Annotated in this window: 17 protein-coding genes and 1 tRNA gene; 13 read left to right on the top strand and 5 right to left on the bottom strand. The window is 65.0% G+C overall.

Annotation, left to right across the window (positions count from 1 at the left end):
• Window position 1 precedes the first annotated feature (1 nt).
• From mnmC2 to NX862_RS10870, 11 genes are all read left to right on the top strand, one after another.
• On the top strand, window positions 2–709 hold the full coding sequence (mnmC2, locus tag NX862_RS10920) for a tRNA (5-methylaminomethyl-2-thiouridine)(34)-methyltransferase MnmC2 (RefSeq protein WP_413694552.1): 708 nt from the start codon (window positions 2–4) through the stop codon (window positions 707–709).
• Window positions 706–1560 (top strand): DMT family transporter, encoded by an 855-nt coding sequence (locus NX862_RS10915; RefSeq protein WP_264493932.1) that lies wholly within the window; start codon window positions 706–708, stop codon window positions 1558–1560. Before mnmC2 ends, NX862_RS10915 begins: the two co-directional genes overlap by 4 nt.
• Entirely contained in the window at window positions 1557–2432 is an 876-nt protein-coding gene (locus tag NX862_RS10910) for a DMT family transporter (RefSeq protein ID WP_264493931.1), read from the top strand. Before NX862_RS10915 ends, NX862_RS10910 begins: the two co-directional genes overlap by 4 nt.
• 73 nt (window positions 2433–2505) lie before the next feature.
• The gene (gene mbfA, locus NX862_RS10905; RefSeq protein ID WP_264493930.1) at window positions 2506–3483 is read left to right on the top strand and encodes an iron exporter MbfA; all 978 of its coding nucleotides are present in this window, start codon (window positions 2506–2508) and stop codon (window positions 3481–3483) included.
• 107 nt (window positions 3484–3590) lie between these two features.
• Window positions 3591–4394 (top strand): S-formylglutathione hydrolase, encoded by an 804-nt coding sequence (gene fghA, locus NX862_RS10900; protein WP_264493929.1) that lies wholly within the window; start codon window positions 3591–3593, stop codon window positions 4392–4394.
• Window positions 4391–4837 carry a YaiI/YqxD family protein gene (locus NX862_RS10895; RefSeq protein ID WP_264493928.1) on the top strand — a complete coding sequence of 149 codons (447 nt, stop codon included), beginning with the start codon at window positions 4391–4393 and terminating at the stop codon, window positions 4835–4837. The genes fghA and NX862_RS10895 overlap by 4 nt, the downstream gene beginning before the upstream one ends.
• Before the next feature lie 182 nt (window positions 4838–5019).
• Complete coding sequence (locus tag NX862_RS10890) at window positions 5020–5967, top strand: DMT family transporter (protein WP_264493927.1); 948 nt, start codon at window positions 5020–5022, stop codon at window positions 5965–5967.
• Window positions 5964–6581 carry an HAD family hydrolase gene (locus NX862_RS10885; RefSeq protein WP_264493926.1) on the top strand — a complete coding sequence of 206 codons (618 nt, stop codon included), beginning with the start codon at window positions 5964–5966 and terminating at the stop codon, window positions 6579–6581. Before NX862_RS10890 ends, NX862_RS10885 begins: the two co-directional genes overlap by 4 nt.
• 8 nt (window positions 6582–6589) lie before the next feature.
• Window positions 6590–7492 (top strand): ornithine cyclodeaminase family protein, encoded by a 903-nt coding sequence (locus tag NX862_RS10880; RefSeq protein WP_264493966.1) that lies wholly within the window; start codon window positions 6590–6592, stop codon window positions 7490–7492.
• 48 nt (window positions 7493–7540) lie between these two features.
• Window positions 7541–9004, top strand: a complete 1464-nt coding sequence (glpK, locus tag NX862_RS10875) for a glycerol kinase GlpK (RefSeq protein WP_264493925.1) — start codon at window positions 7541–7543, stop codon at window positions 9002–9004.
• A gap of 107 nt (window positions 9005–9111) precedes the next feature.
• On the top strand, window positions 9112–9585 hold the full coding sequence (locus NX862_RS10870; protein WP_264493924.1) for a VOC family protein: 474 nt from the start codon (window positions 9112–9114) through the stop codon (window positions 9583–9585).
• Between the two features lie 82 nt (window positions 9586–9667).
• Here NX862_RS10870 and NX862_RS10865 read toward each other — a convergent pair.
• The 3 genes from NX862_RS10865 to NX862_RS10855 all read right to left on the bottom strand — a co-directional run bounded on the left by NX862_RS10865 (window position 9668) and on the right by NX862_RS10855 (window position 11774).
• Window positions 9668–9744, bottom strand: a tRNA-Pro gene (locus tag NX862_RS10865).
• 80 nt (window positions 9745–9824) lie between these two features.
• Window positions 9825–10811 carry a DMT family transporter gene (locus NX862_RS10860; protein WP_264493923.1) on the bottom strand — a complete coding sequence of 329 codons (987 nt, stop codon included), beginning with the start codon at window positions 10809–10811 and terminating at the stop codon, window positions 9825–9827.
• A gap of 66 nt (window positions 10812–10877) precedes the next feature.
• A complete protein-coding gene (locus NX862_RS10855) occupies window positions 10878–11774 on the bottom strand; it encodes a DMT family transporter (RefSeq protein WP_264493922.1) in 897 nt (298 codons plus the stop codon).
• Between the two features lie 202 nt (window positions 11775–11976).
• Between NX862_RS10855 and NX862_RS10850 the strand changes: the two genes are divergently transcribed.
• Both NX862_RS10850 and NX862_RS10845 read left to right on the top strand, forming a co-directional pair.
• Entirely contained in the window at window positions 11977–12765 is a 789-nt protein-coding gene (locus NX862_RS10850; protein WP_264493921.1) for a hypothetical protein, read from the top strand.
• Between the two features lie 46 nt (window positions 12766–12811).
• Entirely contained in the window at window positions 12812–13576 is a 765-nt protein-coding gene (locus NX862_RS10845) for a hypothetical protein (RefSeq protein ID WP_264493920.1), read from the top strand.
• Between the two features lie 120 nt (window positions 13577–13696).
• Here NX862_RS10845 and leuB read toward each other — a convergent pair whose 3' ends face one another.
• Both leuB and NX862_RS10835 read right to left on the bottom strand, forming a co-directional pair.
• Window positions 13697–14803, bottom strand: coding sequence for a 3-isopropylmalate dehydrogenase (gene leuB, locus NX862_RS10840; protein WP_264493919.1), 1107 nt, complete (start codon window positions 14801–14803; stop codon window positions 13697–13699).
• Window positions 14804–14832: 29 nt separating this feature from the next.
• Entirely contained in the window at window positions 14833–15741 is a 909-nt protein-coding gene (locus tag NX862_RS10835) for a LysR family transcriptional regulator (RefSeq protein WP_264493918.1), read from the bottom strand.
• Window positions 15742–15827 lie beyond the last annotated feature (86 nt).

The raw sequence follows: 15827 nt of genomic DNA, 5'->3' as shown, positions 1-15827 counted from the left end.
CATGCCCATGGTCCCGCCGCAAAAGGGCATAGGCGAAATGACGGGCAAGGAACAGGCAAGCTTGGCGTGGCGCGAGGGTATGATCCCCGTCTCGACCCGGTTCGACGACCCCTATTTCAGCCTTGCAGGCGGGCTGGAGGAAACGCGCCACGTCTTCCTGACCGGCAATGACCTGCCCGCCCGCCTGACCCCCGGCTTTCACGTCGCCGAACTGGGCTTTGGCACCGGGCTGAACCTGCTGGCGCTGCACCTGTGCGCGCCCGGGGTTCCGCTGCGCTATACGACCTTCGAAGGCTTTCCCATGACCGCGGCCGAGATGGCACGCGCCCATCAGGCCTTCCCCCAGGCCGCCGCAGTCGCAGCCCCCCTGGTTCACGCCTGGGGCCAGGGCGCCCGAAGCTTCACCTTCCACGCCATCGCGGTCACGGTGATCGAAGGCGACGTCCGCCAGACCCTGCCCACCTGGGAGGGCGCGGCGGACGCCTGGTTCCTGGACGGCTTTTCGCCCGCGAAAAACCCCGAGATGTGGAACGATGACCTGATGGCACAGGTCGCCCGCCACACCGCGCCGGGCGGCTCGTTTGCCACCTATACGGCGGCGGGCCATGTGCGCCGCGCCCTGACCGCGGCGGGGTTCCAGGTCGAACGCCGCGCGGGCTTTGGCACCAAGCGCCACATGTCGGCCGGACGCTTTGGGGGCCGGACATGACCCGGCAGACCAAGGGCATCTGGCTGATGATCGCCACCGTCGCGGGCTTTGCCGTGCAGGACGGATTTTCGCGGATGTTGGCCGGGGCCTATAACCCGTTCATGGTCGTGATGATCCGCTATTGGGTCTTTGCGGCCTTTGTCATCGCGCTGGCCACCCGCCAGCCCGAGGGCCTGGCCGCGCTGAAAACCCGCGCGCTTGGGCTTCATGCCTTTCGCGCGGCGCTGTTGGTGGCCGAGATCATCGCCATCGTCTATGGCTTCACCCTCATCGGCCTGATCGAGACGCACGCGGTCTTTGCCGCCTGTCCGCTGTTGGTCGTGGCGCTGTCCGGTCCGGTGCTGGGCGAAAGGCTGACGACGGACAAGCTGGTGGCCGTGGCCATCGGCTGTGTCGGCGTGCTGGTCCTGTTGAACCCCGGGGCGGATGTGTTTTCCTGGGCCGCGCTTTTCCCGCTCGCCTCGGCCTTCATGTTCGCGCTTTACACCGTGCTGACGCGCAAGGTGGCCGGGATCGACCCGTTTTTCCCGACCTTTTTCTGGACCCCTGTGCTGGGCGCCGTGCTGGCCACCATCGCAGGCCTGCCACACTGGGAGCCGGTGCAGGGTCTGGATTGGCTGTGGCTGTTGACCTATGCCAGCCTGTCCGTCCTGTCCTATTGGCTGATGCAAAAGACCTATGAGGCCGTCGAGGCCTCGACCGTGCAGCCCTTTGCCTATCTGCAGATCGTCTTCACCAGCGCCATCGCCATCGCCTTTTTCGACGAGGCCTTGACCCTGCATGTCATGTTGGGGGCGGGGATTGTCATTCTGGCGGGGCTTTATACGCTGACACGGGGGCGCAAAGCGTGACCAAGGGCCTGTCTGGCAACACCCGCGGCATCCTGTTCATGGTGGCGACGACGCTGATCTTTTCCGTCCAGGACGGGATCACGCGGCATATGACGACGCATTACCCGGTGCAAATGGTGGTGATGCTGCGGTTCTGGTTCATCGCGGTGCTGATGGGGGGCATCGCCTGGCGGCGCGGGCTTTTGCGCGGGATGCTGGCCAGCGGGCAAAAGCCGCTGCACATCGCGCGGGGGCTGCTGCTGGTCACGCAGATCTCGTTGTCGGGCCTGGCCTTCGCCAAGATCGGGCTGATCGAATCCCAGGCGCTTTTGACCTCTTATCCGCTGTGGGTCGCGGCCCTGTCGGGTCTGGTGCTGGGCGAAAGCGTCGGCTGGCGGCGGTGGAGCGCGATTGGCGTCGGTTTCCTGGGCATCCTGGTGATGCTGCGGCCGGGGGTGTCTGTGCTGTCCTTCTGGTCGGTCATGCCGCTGTTTGCCGCCCTGCTGTTCGGGCTTTACGCGCTGTTGACCCGGCTGGCCGCGCGCCAAGACAGCGCCGAGACCAGTTTTCTGTGGACCGGGATCGTCGGCGCGGTCGCCATGACCTTTGTCGGCCTGCCCGCCTGGGTGAACTTTCAGGCCTCCGATTGGGGGCTGATGGCGCTTTTGTGCCTGACCTCGGCTTCGGGCCACTGGCTGATGATCCGCGCCTATGACGCCGCAGAGGCCTCGGCGGTGCAGCCCTTTGCCTATCTGCAGCTGGTCTGGATCGCCATTCTGGGCGTGGCCTTTTACGGCGAGACTTTGCGCAGTGCGGTCATCGTCGGGTCCGGTCTGGTCGTCGCGGCGGGGCTTTTCACGCTGTGGCGACAAAGGGTCACGGGTCGCGGATAAGGCGGCAGGCGGTTAGGGCTTGCATGGCGGCGCGGGATGGCTAGTTTAGAACCATTCCAAACTGAGGCCCATCATGCTGTCATCCCTGACCAACCGCCGCCGTTTTTCCGACCTGTCGGAACAGGAAATCCTGGCGCTTGCCATTTCCTCGGAGGAGGATGACGGGCGCATCTATCGCAGCTATGCGCAGGGGCTGCGGGGCGAATTCCCCGGTTCGGCTGCGGTCTTTGACGGGATGGCGGCCGAGGAAGACACCCACCGCCAACGCCTGATCGACCTGCACCGCGCGCGGTTCGGCGAGGTCATCCCCTTGATCCGGCGCGAACATGTGGCGGGGTTCTATGCCCGCCGCCCGGTCTGGCTGACGCAGAACCTGAGCCTTCAGACGATCCGCGGCGAGGCGGCGGCGATGGAGGCCCAGGCGGAGCGGTTCTATCTGAAGGCCGCCGAACGCACGACAGACGCGGCGACGCGCAAGCTGTTGGGCGACCTGGCCGCGGCCGAGGCGGGGCATGAAAAAGCGGCACAGGGGCTGGAGGCCGCGCATCTGACCGGCGATGTGAAGGCCGACGAGGACCGCTCGGCCCATCGGCAATTCGTGCTGACCTGGGTGCAGCCGGGGCTGGCGGGGCTGATGGATGGGTCGGTTTCGACCCTGGCGCCGATATTCGCCACGGCGTTTGCGACGCAAGACAGCCATACGACGCTGTTGGTCGGCACGGCGGCGGCGGTGGGGGCGGGGATCTCCATGGGCTTTACCGAGGCCGCGCATGACGACGGGGTCCTGTCGGGGCGCGGCTCGCCGTTCAAACGCGGGGTGGCCTCGGGGGTGATGACGGCGCTGGGGGGGCTTGGCCATGCGCTGCCCTATCTGCTGTCGGATTTCTGGACGGCGACGGCTTTGGCGGTGGTCGTGGTCTTTGTCGAACTGTGGGCGATTGCCTGGATTCAGAACAAGTATATGGAGACGCCGTTCCTGCGCGCCGCCTTGCAGGTCGTGTTGGGTGGGGCGCTGGTCTTTGCGGCGGGCGTGCTGATCGGCGGCGGCTGAGAGGGCCCGCTTGACGCAAGTTGCGCGGTTGGCTAGCCGAGGTGGGGGGTTTCACACCCCCCACACCCCCCGTGGGATATTTATGAAAAGATGAAAAGGAAGCCGCGATGAAGGTTCTAGCCGAGAACAAGGCCTTTGGCGGGCGCCAGCTGGTCGTCAGCCATCCCAGCGCGGCCTGTGACTGCGAGATGACCTTCGGGCTGTATCTGCCCCCGGGTGAGGGGCCTTTTCCGGTGCTGTGGTATCTTTCGGGCCTGACCTGCACGCATGAGAATGCGATGGTCAAGGCCGGGGCGCAGGCCTGGGCCGCGCGGGAGGGGATCGCGCTGGTTTTCCCCGACACCTCGCCGCGCGGGCCGGGGGTGGCCGACGATGCCGCCTATGACCTGGGCCAGGGCGCGGGGTTCTATGTCGATGCCACCCAGGCGCCCTGGGCCGCGCAGTTCCAGATGTGGACCTATGTCACCGCAGAGCTTCCGGCCGTTCTGGCGGATTTCCCGCTGGACCTGACGCGCCAGGCGATCACCGGTCATTCGATGGGCGGCCATGGCGCCTTGACCATCGCGGCGACCTTTCCGGACCGCTTTCGCTCTGTCTCGGCCTTTGCGCCGATCTGCAATCCCACGGGGTCGGACTGGGGCCGCAAGCAATTCGCGGCCTATCTGGGGACCGAAGACGTGTCGGCCCATGACGCCAGCCTTCTGTGGGCCAAGGGCGTCGATCTGCCCCTGTTGGTCGACCAAGGCCAGGCGGACAAGTTCCTGGACCTGCTGAAGACCGAAACGCTGGAGGCGGTGGCCGGCCCCCGCGCCACGATCCGGCGGCAAGAGGGCTATGACCACTCTTACTTCTTCGTCTCGACCTTCATCGAGGATCATGTGGTCTTTCACGCCCGGGCCCTGAAGGCATGATCTATGTCGATGCCGATGCCTGCCCGGTGAAGGCCGAGGCCGAACAGGTCGCCACGCGCCACGGCGTCAAGATGGTTCTGGTCTGCAATGGCGGCATCCGCCCCTCGGCCAATCCCCTGGTCGAGGCGGTCTATGTCGGATCAAAGCTGGACGAGGCCGATATCTGGATCGCCGAGCGCGCCGGGCCGGGCGATATCGTCGTCACCGGGGATATTCCGCTGGCGGCGCGCTGCATCGAGGGCGGCGCGCGGGTCGTCAAGCACAATGGCGAAGAGCTGACCGCGCGCAACATCGGCATGGTTCTGGCCACGCGCGACTTGATGTCGGACCTGCGGTCTGCCGATCCTTTCCGTCAGGGCGGCGGCAAGGGATTCTCCAAGGCCGACCGGTCCCGGTTTCTGGAGGTGATGGAGCGCGTCATGCGGGCGGTCAAGGCGGGCTGATCGCAAGGGCCCCGGGTTCCGCAGCCCCACCAGAGCGACCGAATGACATCATGGGGCTCTGGTCCCACAGCGCAGCCCCGGGGCTGGGGCCGGTCATGCGATGCCTCTTGGGCGCGGGGTGAGGCGGCCCATGTCGTTTCCGGGACAGAATCCGGGCTGGGGAGGGGGATAGGGTCGCTCCCATGACCTCTCCGATGATTTCCTCCGAGGCCCTGCGCCGTCGCACGGTGCTTGGCATCCTGTGCGCGATCGGCGGCTCGGCCACCCTGTCGCTGAACGATCTGTGCATCAAGGCGCTGTCGGGGGCCTATCCGCTGCACGAGGTCATCCTCGTGCGCGCCTTTGTGGGGCTGGCCTTCATCCTGGGCTTTGCCTGGGTCACGGGTCAGGGCGCGATCTGGCGCACCACAAGGCCGGGGTTCCACCTGGGCCGGGCCATGATCGTCATGGTGTCCAATGCGACCTATTTCCTGGGCCTGGCCGCCCTGCCCATCGCGGACGCCGCGGCCATCGGGTTCATCGCGCCGATCCTGCTGACGCTGCTGTCGGTCGTCGTCCTGGGCGAGCGCGTCGGCCTGCACCGCTGGGGCGCGGTGCTGGTCGGTCTGGCCGGCGTCATCATCATGCTGAACCCCGAGGGCGAGTTTCGCTGGGCGGCGGTGCTGATCCTGATGTCGGCCTTCACCTATGCCACGACGCAGATCATGACGCGGTCGGCCCGGGCGACCGAGGGGGCGGCGACGATCAACTTTCACACGCAAGTCGGGTTCATCGTGACCTCGGTTGCCATGGGGGCCTGGGCGGGGGATGGGCATATGGCGGGGTCGTCGGATGCCTCGCTGGAGTTCCTGTTCCGGCCTTGGGTCTGGCCCGCCCCCGGCGACCTGTGGGCCTTTGCAGGCACCGGGATATCGGTGGCCGCGGGCGGGATGCTGATGGCGCAGGCCTACCGGATGAACGAAGCGGCCCTGGTCGCGCCCTTTGAATACACGTCGATGCCCCTGGCGGTGATCTGGGGGCTGTTGGTTTTTGGCACCTTCCCTGACGCGCGGGGCTGGCTGGGGATTGTGCTGATCGTCGGGGCCGGGCTTTATACGCTGTGGCGCGAGGCAGTGAGGCGGAAAAGATGAAGGCTGTGGTGTTCGATATCGGCAATGTGCTGACCTCTTGGCAGCCAGAGGCCTTTTACGACCGGGTGATCGGGGCGGATCGACGTGCGGCGCTGTTTGGCGCCGTGGACCTGCACCAGATGAACCTGGACGTCGATGCGGGCGCGCTGTTTCGCGAAACGATCTATGACTGGGCCTTGCGCCATCCCGAGTGGTCTGCCGAGATCCGCATGTGGTATGACCGTTGGGACGAGCTTGCCAGCCCCCGGATCGAGGGGTCGATTGCCCTGCTGCGGGCCTTGCGGGCCAAGGGCGTGCCGGTGTTCGCGCTGACCAATTTCGGGCGCTATTCCTATGACGAGGCGCGGCCCAAGATGGATTTCCTGTCGGAATTCGACCGCGAATATGTCTCGGGCCGGATGGGGGTGGTGAAACCCGACCCCGAGATTTACCGCATGGTCGAAGAGGATTGCGGGATCGCGCCCGGTGATCTGATTTTCACCGATGATCGGCCCGAAAACATCGAGGCGGCGCGGGCCCGCGGCTGGGGCGTGCATCTGTTCGAACATTGGCAGGGCTGGGCTGAACGTCTGGTCGCCGAGGGATTGTTGACCCGGAAAGAGGCAGGCTTGTGATGAACGCGGTGGGACCCGAATTTGTAGGACCCGAGGCCGAGCGCCTTTTGACCTGGGCCGGGCTGCTGCAGGCCTTTGACGCAGGCCATGCCCGCGGCAAGCCCGAGATTGCCGACCTGTTCCTGTATCGCGGTCAGGATGTGATGCTGGACCGCGCGGCCTGGATCACCGGGGTCGGCGCTTTGGTCAAGGTGGCGACCGTGGTTCCGGGCAACGCGGCCCGGGGCAAGCCCACGATCCACGGCGTCGTGAACCTGTTCGATGACGTCACCGGAGAGCTGACCGGCATCGTCGATTTCCACCTTGTGACCAAGTGGAAGACGGCGGGCGACAGCCTTTACGCGGCCTCTCGGCTGGCGCGCAAGGATGCGCGGCGGTTCCTGCTGGTGGGGGCGGGCACCGTGGCGCGGTCCATGGTGCAGGCCTATCGCAGCCTGTGGCCGGATGCCGAATTCAGCGTCTGGAACCGAACGCCTGCGGGCGCCGAGGCGATGGCCGCCGACTGCGGCATCGCCGTGGCGCAGGACCTGGAAACCGCGGTGCGCGCGGCCGATGTGATCTGCACGGCGACCATGGCGAAATCTCCGGTGATCAAGGGAGAGTGGCTGCAACCGGGTCAACACCTGGACCTGATCGGCGCCTATAACCCGCAAATGCGCGAGGTTGACGACACGGCCATGGCCCGCGCCCGGGTCTTTGTCGATGCGCGGGCGACGACGATCCACCATATCGGAGAGCTGATCGACCCCATCGCCTCGGGGGCGCTGCGCGAAGAGGACGTCGTGGCCGATTTTTACGAGGGCGATTACCGGCGCCTGGGAGACGAAATCACCATCGCCAAGAATGGCGGCGGGGCGCATCTGGACCTGATGACGGCGCGCTATATTCTGGACCAGTGGCGGGGACGCTAGCATCACGCGCGCCCTTCCGGTAAAGTTTTACTAAAAGGGAGGGGAGCCATGACCATTCTTGCCATCGACCAGGGGACGACCAGTTCCCGCGCCATCATCTTTGATGCGGCCCTGCGGCCCATCGCCAGCGCGCAAAAAGAGTTCCCCCAGCACTACCCGCATCCGGGCTGGGTCGAACATGATCCGCAAGACCTGTGGGACACGGTCTTTGAGGTCGCGCAACTGGCCATCGCCAAGGCGGGGCGGCCCTTTGCCATCGGCATCACCAACCAGCGCGAAACCACGCTGATCTGGGACCGCGAGACCGGCCAGCCGATCCACCGCGCGATTGTCTGGCAAGACCGGCGGACGGCGGATATCTGCGCGTCCTTGCGCGATCAGGGCATGGCGGGGATGGTCGGCGACCGCACCGGGCTGTTGCTGGACCCCTATTTCTCGGGGACCAAGGTCAAGTGGCTGCTGGACCATGTCGAGGGCGCGCGCGACAAGGCGCGGGCGGGGCGGCTGGCCTTTGGCACGGTCGACAGCTGGCTGATCTGGAAGCTGACCGAAGGTCGCGTCCATGCCACCGACGCCACCAACGCGGCGCGCACGATGCTTTATGACATTGGTCGCGGGGAATGGGACGCCGATATCTGCGCCGCGCTGGACATCCCGATGAGCCTCTTGCCGCAGGTCCGCGACTCTGCGGGCGACTACGGCGTCACCCGGCTTTTCGGCGGCGAAATCCCGATTTCCGGGGTCGCGGGCGACCAACAGGCGGCGACCGTGGGCCAGGCCTGCTTTACGCCGGGGATGATGAAATCGACCTATGGCACCGGCTGTTTCGCGCTGTTGAACACCGGGGGCGAACGTGTGACCTCGCATCACCGCATGTTGACGACGATTGCCTATCAGCTGAACGGCAAGCCGACCTATGCGCTGGAAGGGTCGATCTTCATCGCGGGGGCCGTGGTGCAATGGCTGCGCGACGGGCTGAAGATCATCAAGCAGGCCTCGGAAACCGCAGCCCTGGCCGAACAGGCCGAGGTGGCGCAGGGCGTGCTTTTGGTGCCGGCCTTTACCGGCCTGGGCGCGCCCTATTGGCGGCCCGAAACGCGGGGCGCGGTCTTTGGCCTGACGCGCAACACGGGGCCTGCCGAGATGGCGCGGGCGGCCTTGGAATCGGTGGGCTATCAGACGCGGGACCTGCTGGAGGCCATGGCTCTGGACTGGGCGGGGGCCAAGGGCGGGGTCCTGCGGGTCGATGGCGGCATGACGGCCAGCGGGTTTGCGATGCAATACCTGGCCGATATCATCGGGGCTCCGGTCGACCGGCCGGTCGTGACCGAAACGACAGCCCTGGGCGCGGCCTATCTGGCGGGTCTGGCGCGCGACCTGTGCCCCGCGCCAGAGGTCTTTGCAAAGCAATGGGCGCTGAACCATCGGTTCCTGCCGCAGATGGACGAGGCGACGCGGAACGCGAAATACGCAAGGTGGAAACGGGCCGTCGAGGCGGTCATGATGGTGTGACGCCCTTCCGGGGTCAGCCGCAGGGGCAGAGCGATCGTCCGGCGCCTTTGCCTCTGGCGAGGCGGGCGGCTTTCTGGCATGATTGTTTGATGTAAAAGGAATTCATCATGGCCAAAAATACGATCTGCCTGTGGTATGACAGCGGCGCCGAAGAGGCTGCGGCCTTTTACGCCGCGACCTTTCCGGACTCGGCCGTGGGGCGGGTGATGCGGGCCCCGGGGGATTACCCCAACGGGGCAAAGGGCCAGGTCCTGACCGTCGACTTCACCGTCGCGGGTGTGGCCTGCATGGGGTTGAACGGCGGACCGATGTTCCCGCAGTCCGAGGCTTTTTCCTTTCAGATCATGACCGAGGATCAGGCCGAGACCGACCGCTATTGGGACGCCATCGTCGGACATGGTGGCTCCGAAAGCCAATGCGGCTGGTGCAAGGACCGCTGGGGGATTTCCTGGCAGATCACGCCGCGCGCTCTGACCGAAGCCATGGCCGAAGGCGGCGCGGTGGCCCAAAGGGTCTTTGCCGCGATGATGACCATGGGCAAGATCGACGTCGCCGCGATTGAGGCGGCACGCGGCGGGTGACAACCAAAAGCTTTGGCGAAAGCTTTTGCCGCGGTTAGGGGCTGCAGGTTTGCCGGCGATATCTTGGGGATTTGCGGGAAACTGGTCGGAGTGAAAGGATTCGAACCTTCGACCCCCTGCTCCCGAAGCAGGTGCGCTACCAGGCTGCGCTACACTCCGACCGTGAGGCGGGAGTTACCCCGGCCCCACAGGATTTGCAAGGGGGGCCGAGGGCTTGGCGTGAAGATTCCCGCAAGGCCCTAGGACAGGTCGTTGCGGTCCTCGCGGGTCAGGCGCGCGGGCAGGCGCGACCACAGCGACAGGCGCGGCAAGACGCCCAGTTCGAAGCGGCCCTTGGTCTCGGACACCACGCGGTTCGATTGCACCGTCGGCGTGCCCTCACGCATGACGATCCAGATGCCCGAGGCGATGATGATCGCCGTGCCGATCAGCTTGCGGGTTTCGAATGTGTCGTCAAACAGCAGCACGCCAAAGACCGTGGCCCAGATGATCTGCGAATATTGCATCGAGGCCGCCACAGCCGCCTGGGCCCGACGATAGGCCGCCACCGAAAGGATGCCGCCAAAGAACCCGGTCAGCGCGATGCCCGCCAGAAGGCCCAGGTGGGTGATCGGCATCGGCTCATAAAAGAAGGGCAAGGCCAGGCCCGTGACGATCAGGTTGGCGAACATCGGATAGATCATCAGGACGACGGTCCGTTCCTCACCGCCGGTTTTGCGCATCAAGACCGAGTTGAAGGCAAAGATCACCGCCGCCGTGATGGCCGCGACATGGCCGATGCCAAAGCCCGCCTCACCGGGGCGCAGGGCCACCACGACGCCGATCAGGCCCAGGGCCACGGCCGCCCCGCGCTGCCAGCCGATCTTTTCACCCAGCATGGGGATGGCGAACAGCGTCACCAGAATCGGGGCGGCAAAGAAGATCGGATAGGCCTCGGACATCGGCAGATAGGCAAAGGCGGTGAAGCCGGCCAGGATATTCACCACCCCCAGGATGGACCGCAGCGCCATCAGCCCGGGCTTTTTCGGGATCAGATTGCCTTCGCGCCCATCGCCGGCCAGCATGACCGCGACCAGGGGAAAGCTGAACAGGCAGGAAAAGAAGATGTTCTGAAAGGGGCTATAGGACGCCCCCATATATTTCACGATGGCATCGCCGCTTGCGTAAATGGCGAAGGACGCAAGGGCAAGCCCTGCGCCGTGAAGGTTGTTTTGACGGGGAGCCATGATGGACCTGAGCTGGAAAGGCCTTGGGTGTCGCGCCCTTTGCAGACCTATGCAAGGGCAAAACCGTCAGGCGAGGGATTTTCGGAAGGCAGGGGCGCGGCCATTGACCCACAGCATCAAGAGCCCCGCCGCGATGATGACCGAGATGCCCGAAATCGTCGCGGCCTTGGGGATCTCGGCGAAAAAGATCACGCCCAGCGCACTGGCCCAGACGATCTGTGAATACTGCATCGGCGCCACGACAATGGCGGGCGAACAGCGGTAGGCCGCGATAATCAGCACCCCGGCCAAAGTCCCGATCGCGCCGATTTGCAGCCCGATGGCCCAGTCCTGCAGCGTCAGCGGCTGCCAGACGCCATAGGCCAGAAAGGCCCCGACCCCGGCCTGAAACAGCACCGGATACAGCAGGATGACCCCCGACCTTTCGCGGTGGCCGATCTTGCGCAGCAACAGCGAGTTCAGGGCCCCGGTCACGGCGCCACAGGCCGCAATCAGATGCGCGAACTGGAAATCGGTCGACCCCGGCCGCAGCGCGATCAGCACGCCGGCAAAGCCCAACAGGATCAGGACCCCACGCCTGGCGTCGATGGGCTCTCCCAGCAGGGGCCAGGCCAGCAGAGTGATCAGCAAGGGCATGGTGAAAAAGATCGCGTAACATTCCGCGATGGGCAGATGGGTGAAGGCATAGGTCACAAACCCTGACCCGCACAGCGTAATCAGCCCGCGCAACAGCGTCAGCCCCGGCAGGGCGGGACGAAAGGCCGCGGGCGAAAGCTCTGCCCGGTTGGTCCAGAGGATCTGGCCCAGCACGAAGGGCAAGGTGCACAGGGCCGACAGGAACGCCACCTGAAACGAGTGCAGGTTCGCAGCCCCCAAGGCCTTCAATGAAATGTCGCAGCACGCATAGCCGCCGAAAGAGGCAAGCGCCAAAAGGCTGCCACGCAGGGAAGGAGATTGGATCATGATGATGCAACCTCTGGCATAAAGGTAAATATATCCTGCCATATTCCGCCAGACACGGGTCGTTTTTCCCGCGTTCACGTTTTTGTGGGGCGGTTTTGCCACCCGCTCTTGCCGGGCGCTTGGCCTGCGCCCAAATTTCTTGCAAGGATCGGGCAGATCGGTCATGGGCTGATCGTCCTGCGACCGCTGAAAAAGGGAACGCATGTCCGGCACGGGCCTCTTGCCCTTGGGCGTCTACCCGCCCGAGCTGACCGAAGCGGCTTGGGCTGCCAAGACCGGGGGGCGCCCCTCTGCGCTGGGGGCCGAACTGGCGCAGGCCGAACGGCTTTACGCCCGGATCGACCCCGCGGCGCTGTTGCCCTCGACCCGCCAGCCGCAAAGCCTGACCGCGCTGGAGCTGGCGGTAATCGACTGCCACAGCCACCTGACCGCCCGCGTCCTGCCGCTTCAGGATCAGCTGATGAGCCTGGCCCGCATCGCAAGGCGCATCCTTGCGGAATACAAGCGCAGCCGCCAAGGTCCCGGCCCCGCAGCCGCCGAACTGGGCGACAGCGCCGCAGCTTTCGCCCAGGCCTGCGCCGCCGTCGACTGGAGCCAGGATTACGAGGACACCCGCGCCCGGATCGAGGCCGCCAGCGACAAGGCCGACCTTATGGTGGACGATGCCGCGGCCCGGCTGATCCGCGCAGCCCAGACCTATGAACAAGGCCCCCAGCGCGCCGCCGACTGGCAAGCCCTGATCCGCCCCGAGGGCCACAGGCTTAGCCAGATCGTCTCGGCCCTGCCTGATTATCGCGCGCGGTTCTGGCACAAGTTCAAGATGTTCCAAAGCTTTGACATCGACGCCCTGAAACTGGAGGGCACCGAAGAGATCGACCGCACCAAACGCCTTGCCGTTCTGGGCCAGGCCGTCCGCCAGACCGAGGCCATCGCGGATCACGAACCGGACGAGCCGGGGAAAATCACCCAAGCTTCCCCCTTGGCGGATTAAAAATGCCGCGTTAACTTTTCGTCATCCAAATTAAGGGAAGGCATCAATGGCGGGCATCAACGTTTCCTACTTGATAAACTACCCGGTCGAATTGACCGACAAGGATTGGCAAAAGAAAAAGGGCCTGATGGCCAAGACGGTCAAGACCGGCCTGAAGGCCGAGTTGGACAAGGGCGAGAAGCTGCACAAGCTGATCGACACCGCCAGGCTTTTGCCGACGGTGAATTCGCCCAAGACGATGGAGGATCTGGCCACAGGCATCAAGGAAGCGAAGTCCAACTATGCCAAGATGGTCGAGCCGCTGATCAGCCAGTTGAAAACCATTGTCGCGACCGCGAAAAAGGCCGAAATCGCCCTGACCAAGGCGAAATACACCGACGCCGCCAAGGCCGCCGCGACGATTGCCAAGACCGCCGATCTTTTCGCGGTCACGTGCAAGAGCATCACCTTTGAAGACGAGGTCAAGGAGGCCGAAAAGCGCATCAAGATGCGCGTCGACCTGGCCGTCAAAGAGCTGAAACCCTCGATCGACAAGTTCCGCAAGGGCGCGGGCGACTATGTGGACTCGCCGGGCACCAAGACGGATTGGGACACGCTGGTGAAACAGCACGGCCGCTCGGTGTCGAATTGCGTTTCGACCATCGAGATCTATCGTAAGGAATTCTGGAAGGATTTCGAGAAGTTCAAGGGCTTTGACTCCGATACGCTGAAGATCGGAAGCGAGGACCCGAAACATGTGACCCTGCGGCTGAAGGTGCTGCAACTGGCCCTCGCCAAGGTCAAGGAAATCGCCGACTTCAAGCCGAAATGACTTGGGGGCCCAAGTGACTAATGGGCCCAAGTGACCTGGGGGCCGAAATGACAAAGGGCCGGGGAGGACCCCGGCCGCTTGATCGCAAAGGCGCCCCGGACTTGATCCGGGGCCTCTGTTTTACAGGCTGGCGTCCAGCGCGGCCAAGACCGCGTCGCCCATCTGAGCGGTCGAAACCGGCGTGCCGCCCTCGGGGCCCATCAGGTCGGCGGTGCGCACACCATCGGCCAGCACCTTTTCCACGGCCTGCTCGACGCGGGTGGCCTCAGAGCCCAGGTCAAAGGAATAGCGCAATGCCATCGCAAACGACAGGATACAGGCGATGGGATTGGCCTTGCCCGTGCCCGCGATGTCGGGGGCCGAGCCGTGGACGGGCTCATACAAGGCCTTCGGGCGGCCATTGGCCTGCGGCAGACCCAAGGAGGCCGAGGGCAGCATCCCCAAGGACCCGGTCAGCATGGCGGCCATGTCCGACAGAAGATCCCCGAACAGGTTGTCGGTCACGATGACGTCGAATTGCTTGGGCCAACGGCACAGCTGCATGGCGCCGGCGTCGGCATACATATGCGACAGCTCGACGTCGGGATATTCCTTGTCGTGGATTTCCTGGACGACTTCGCGCCACAGGATGCCGGATTCCATGACATTGGCCTTCTCCATCGAGCAGACCTTGTTGTCGCGCTTGCGGGCCAGTTCAAAAGCAGACCGCGCCACGCGGGCGATTTCGCTTTCGGTGTAGCGCTGGGTGTTGATGCCCACGCGCTCGTTGCCCTCGGTGAAGATGCCGCGGGGTTCGCCGAAATAGACACCCGAGGTCAGTTCGCGCACGATCATGATGTCCAAACCGGCCACCACGTCCTTTTTCAGCGACGAGAAATCGGCCAGCGCGTCAAAGCACTGGGCCGGGCGCAGGTTCGAGAAAAGGTCCATCTCTTTGCGCAGGCGCAGAAGGCCGCGCTCGGGCTTCACACTGAAGTCCAGCTTGTCATATTTCGGCCCGCCGACGGCGCCCAGAAGCACGGCGTCGACCTCTTGGGCGCGCGCCATCGTCGCATCGGTCAGGGGCGTGCCATGGGCGTCATAGGCGCAACCGCCGACCAGGTCTTCGCTGACGTCGAAATGGATGCCGCGCTTCGCGCCCATCCAGCCGATGATCTTTTTCACTTCGGCCATGACTTCGGGGCCGATGCCGTCACCGGCGAGGATAAGGATGGAAGGGTTGGCCATGTTCGCCTCCTGAATTGGTCGCGGTTGGCCTAGCCTTTGACAGGCCCCGGGTCAAGGTGGCCAGGGTCAAGCAGGCTTAGGAATTCGGCGGCCAGATGATCCAGCACGCGGCGGATGCGCGGGGTGTGGCGCAGGGCTTGCGGCGCGGTCAGCCAGACCGGCAGAGCGGGCAGCGCCAGAAAGGGGGCGGCGGGCTCCAGCAGCGGGTCGGCATCACCGATCAGCCGCAGAGCGCCGCCAATGCCAAGCCCCGCGCGGATCAGGTTCAGATAGACCAACTGGTCGTCGCAGCGCACCGGGAAATCCGCACGTTTCAGCGGCACCTTCAGGAAATCCAGCATCCGCTGCACAAGGTCGGATCGGTCCATCCCGATCAGGTCATGGGCGGCAAGGTCCGGCGGAGCCTGGGGGCGACCCCGGCGGTCCAGGTAGGTTTTCGCCGCATAAAGCCCCATCGGCAGGTCGATCAGGTGGCGGGCAAAGGTGCCGTCCTGATCGGGGCGGAACATGCGCAAGGCGATGTCGGCCTCGCGGAACAGCAGGTTTTCGGGCGTGTCCGAGGGCACGAGCTCGATTTCGATGCCGGGCTCTGCGACCCGCAACCGGGCCAAGACCCAAGGCAAGACGTGATGCGAGATCACGCGGCTGGCCGTCAGCCGCACCGTCCCTTGCAACCGGTCCGAGGCGCCCGCCGCCGCCAGTTCCAACCGGGCGGCGGCCTCGCGCATCTGACGCGCGGCAGGCAAGAGCGCAAGGGCGGCGTCGGAGGGTTCCAACCCGCGAGCGCTGCGGGTGAAAAGCGGGGTCTGCAATTGGACGGACAGTTCGGTGATGTGGCGGCCCAGTGTGGGCTGGGTCAGGCCAAGCGCGCGGGCGGCGGCCGACAGCGAGCCATGGTCGGCCACGGCCAGGAAAGAGCGGATAAGGGTCCAATCCATACATTCATGTATAGGGGATCGCCGGATTTCGACAATCCCCATGCGCCTATTTATGGGCGAAAAGGAGGCATCACAGGAGGTGCATG

The organism is Stagnihabitans lacustris, from assembly GCF_025950525.1.
GTDB lineage: Bacteria > Pseudomonadota > Alphaproteobacteria > Rhodobacterales > Rhodobacteraceae > Stagnihabitans.
The sequence above is the reverse complement of the archived record's forward strand: the minus strand, read 5'-3'. Positions and strand labels throughout refer to the sequence as shown.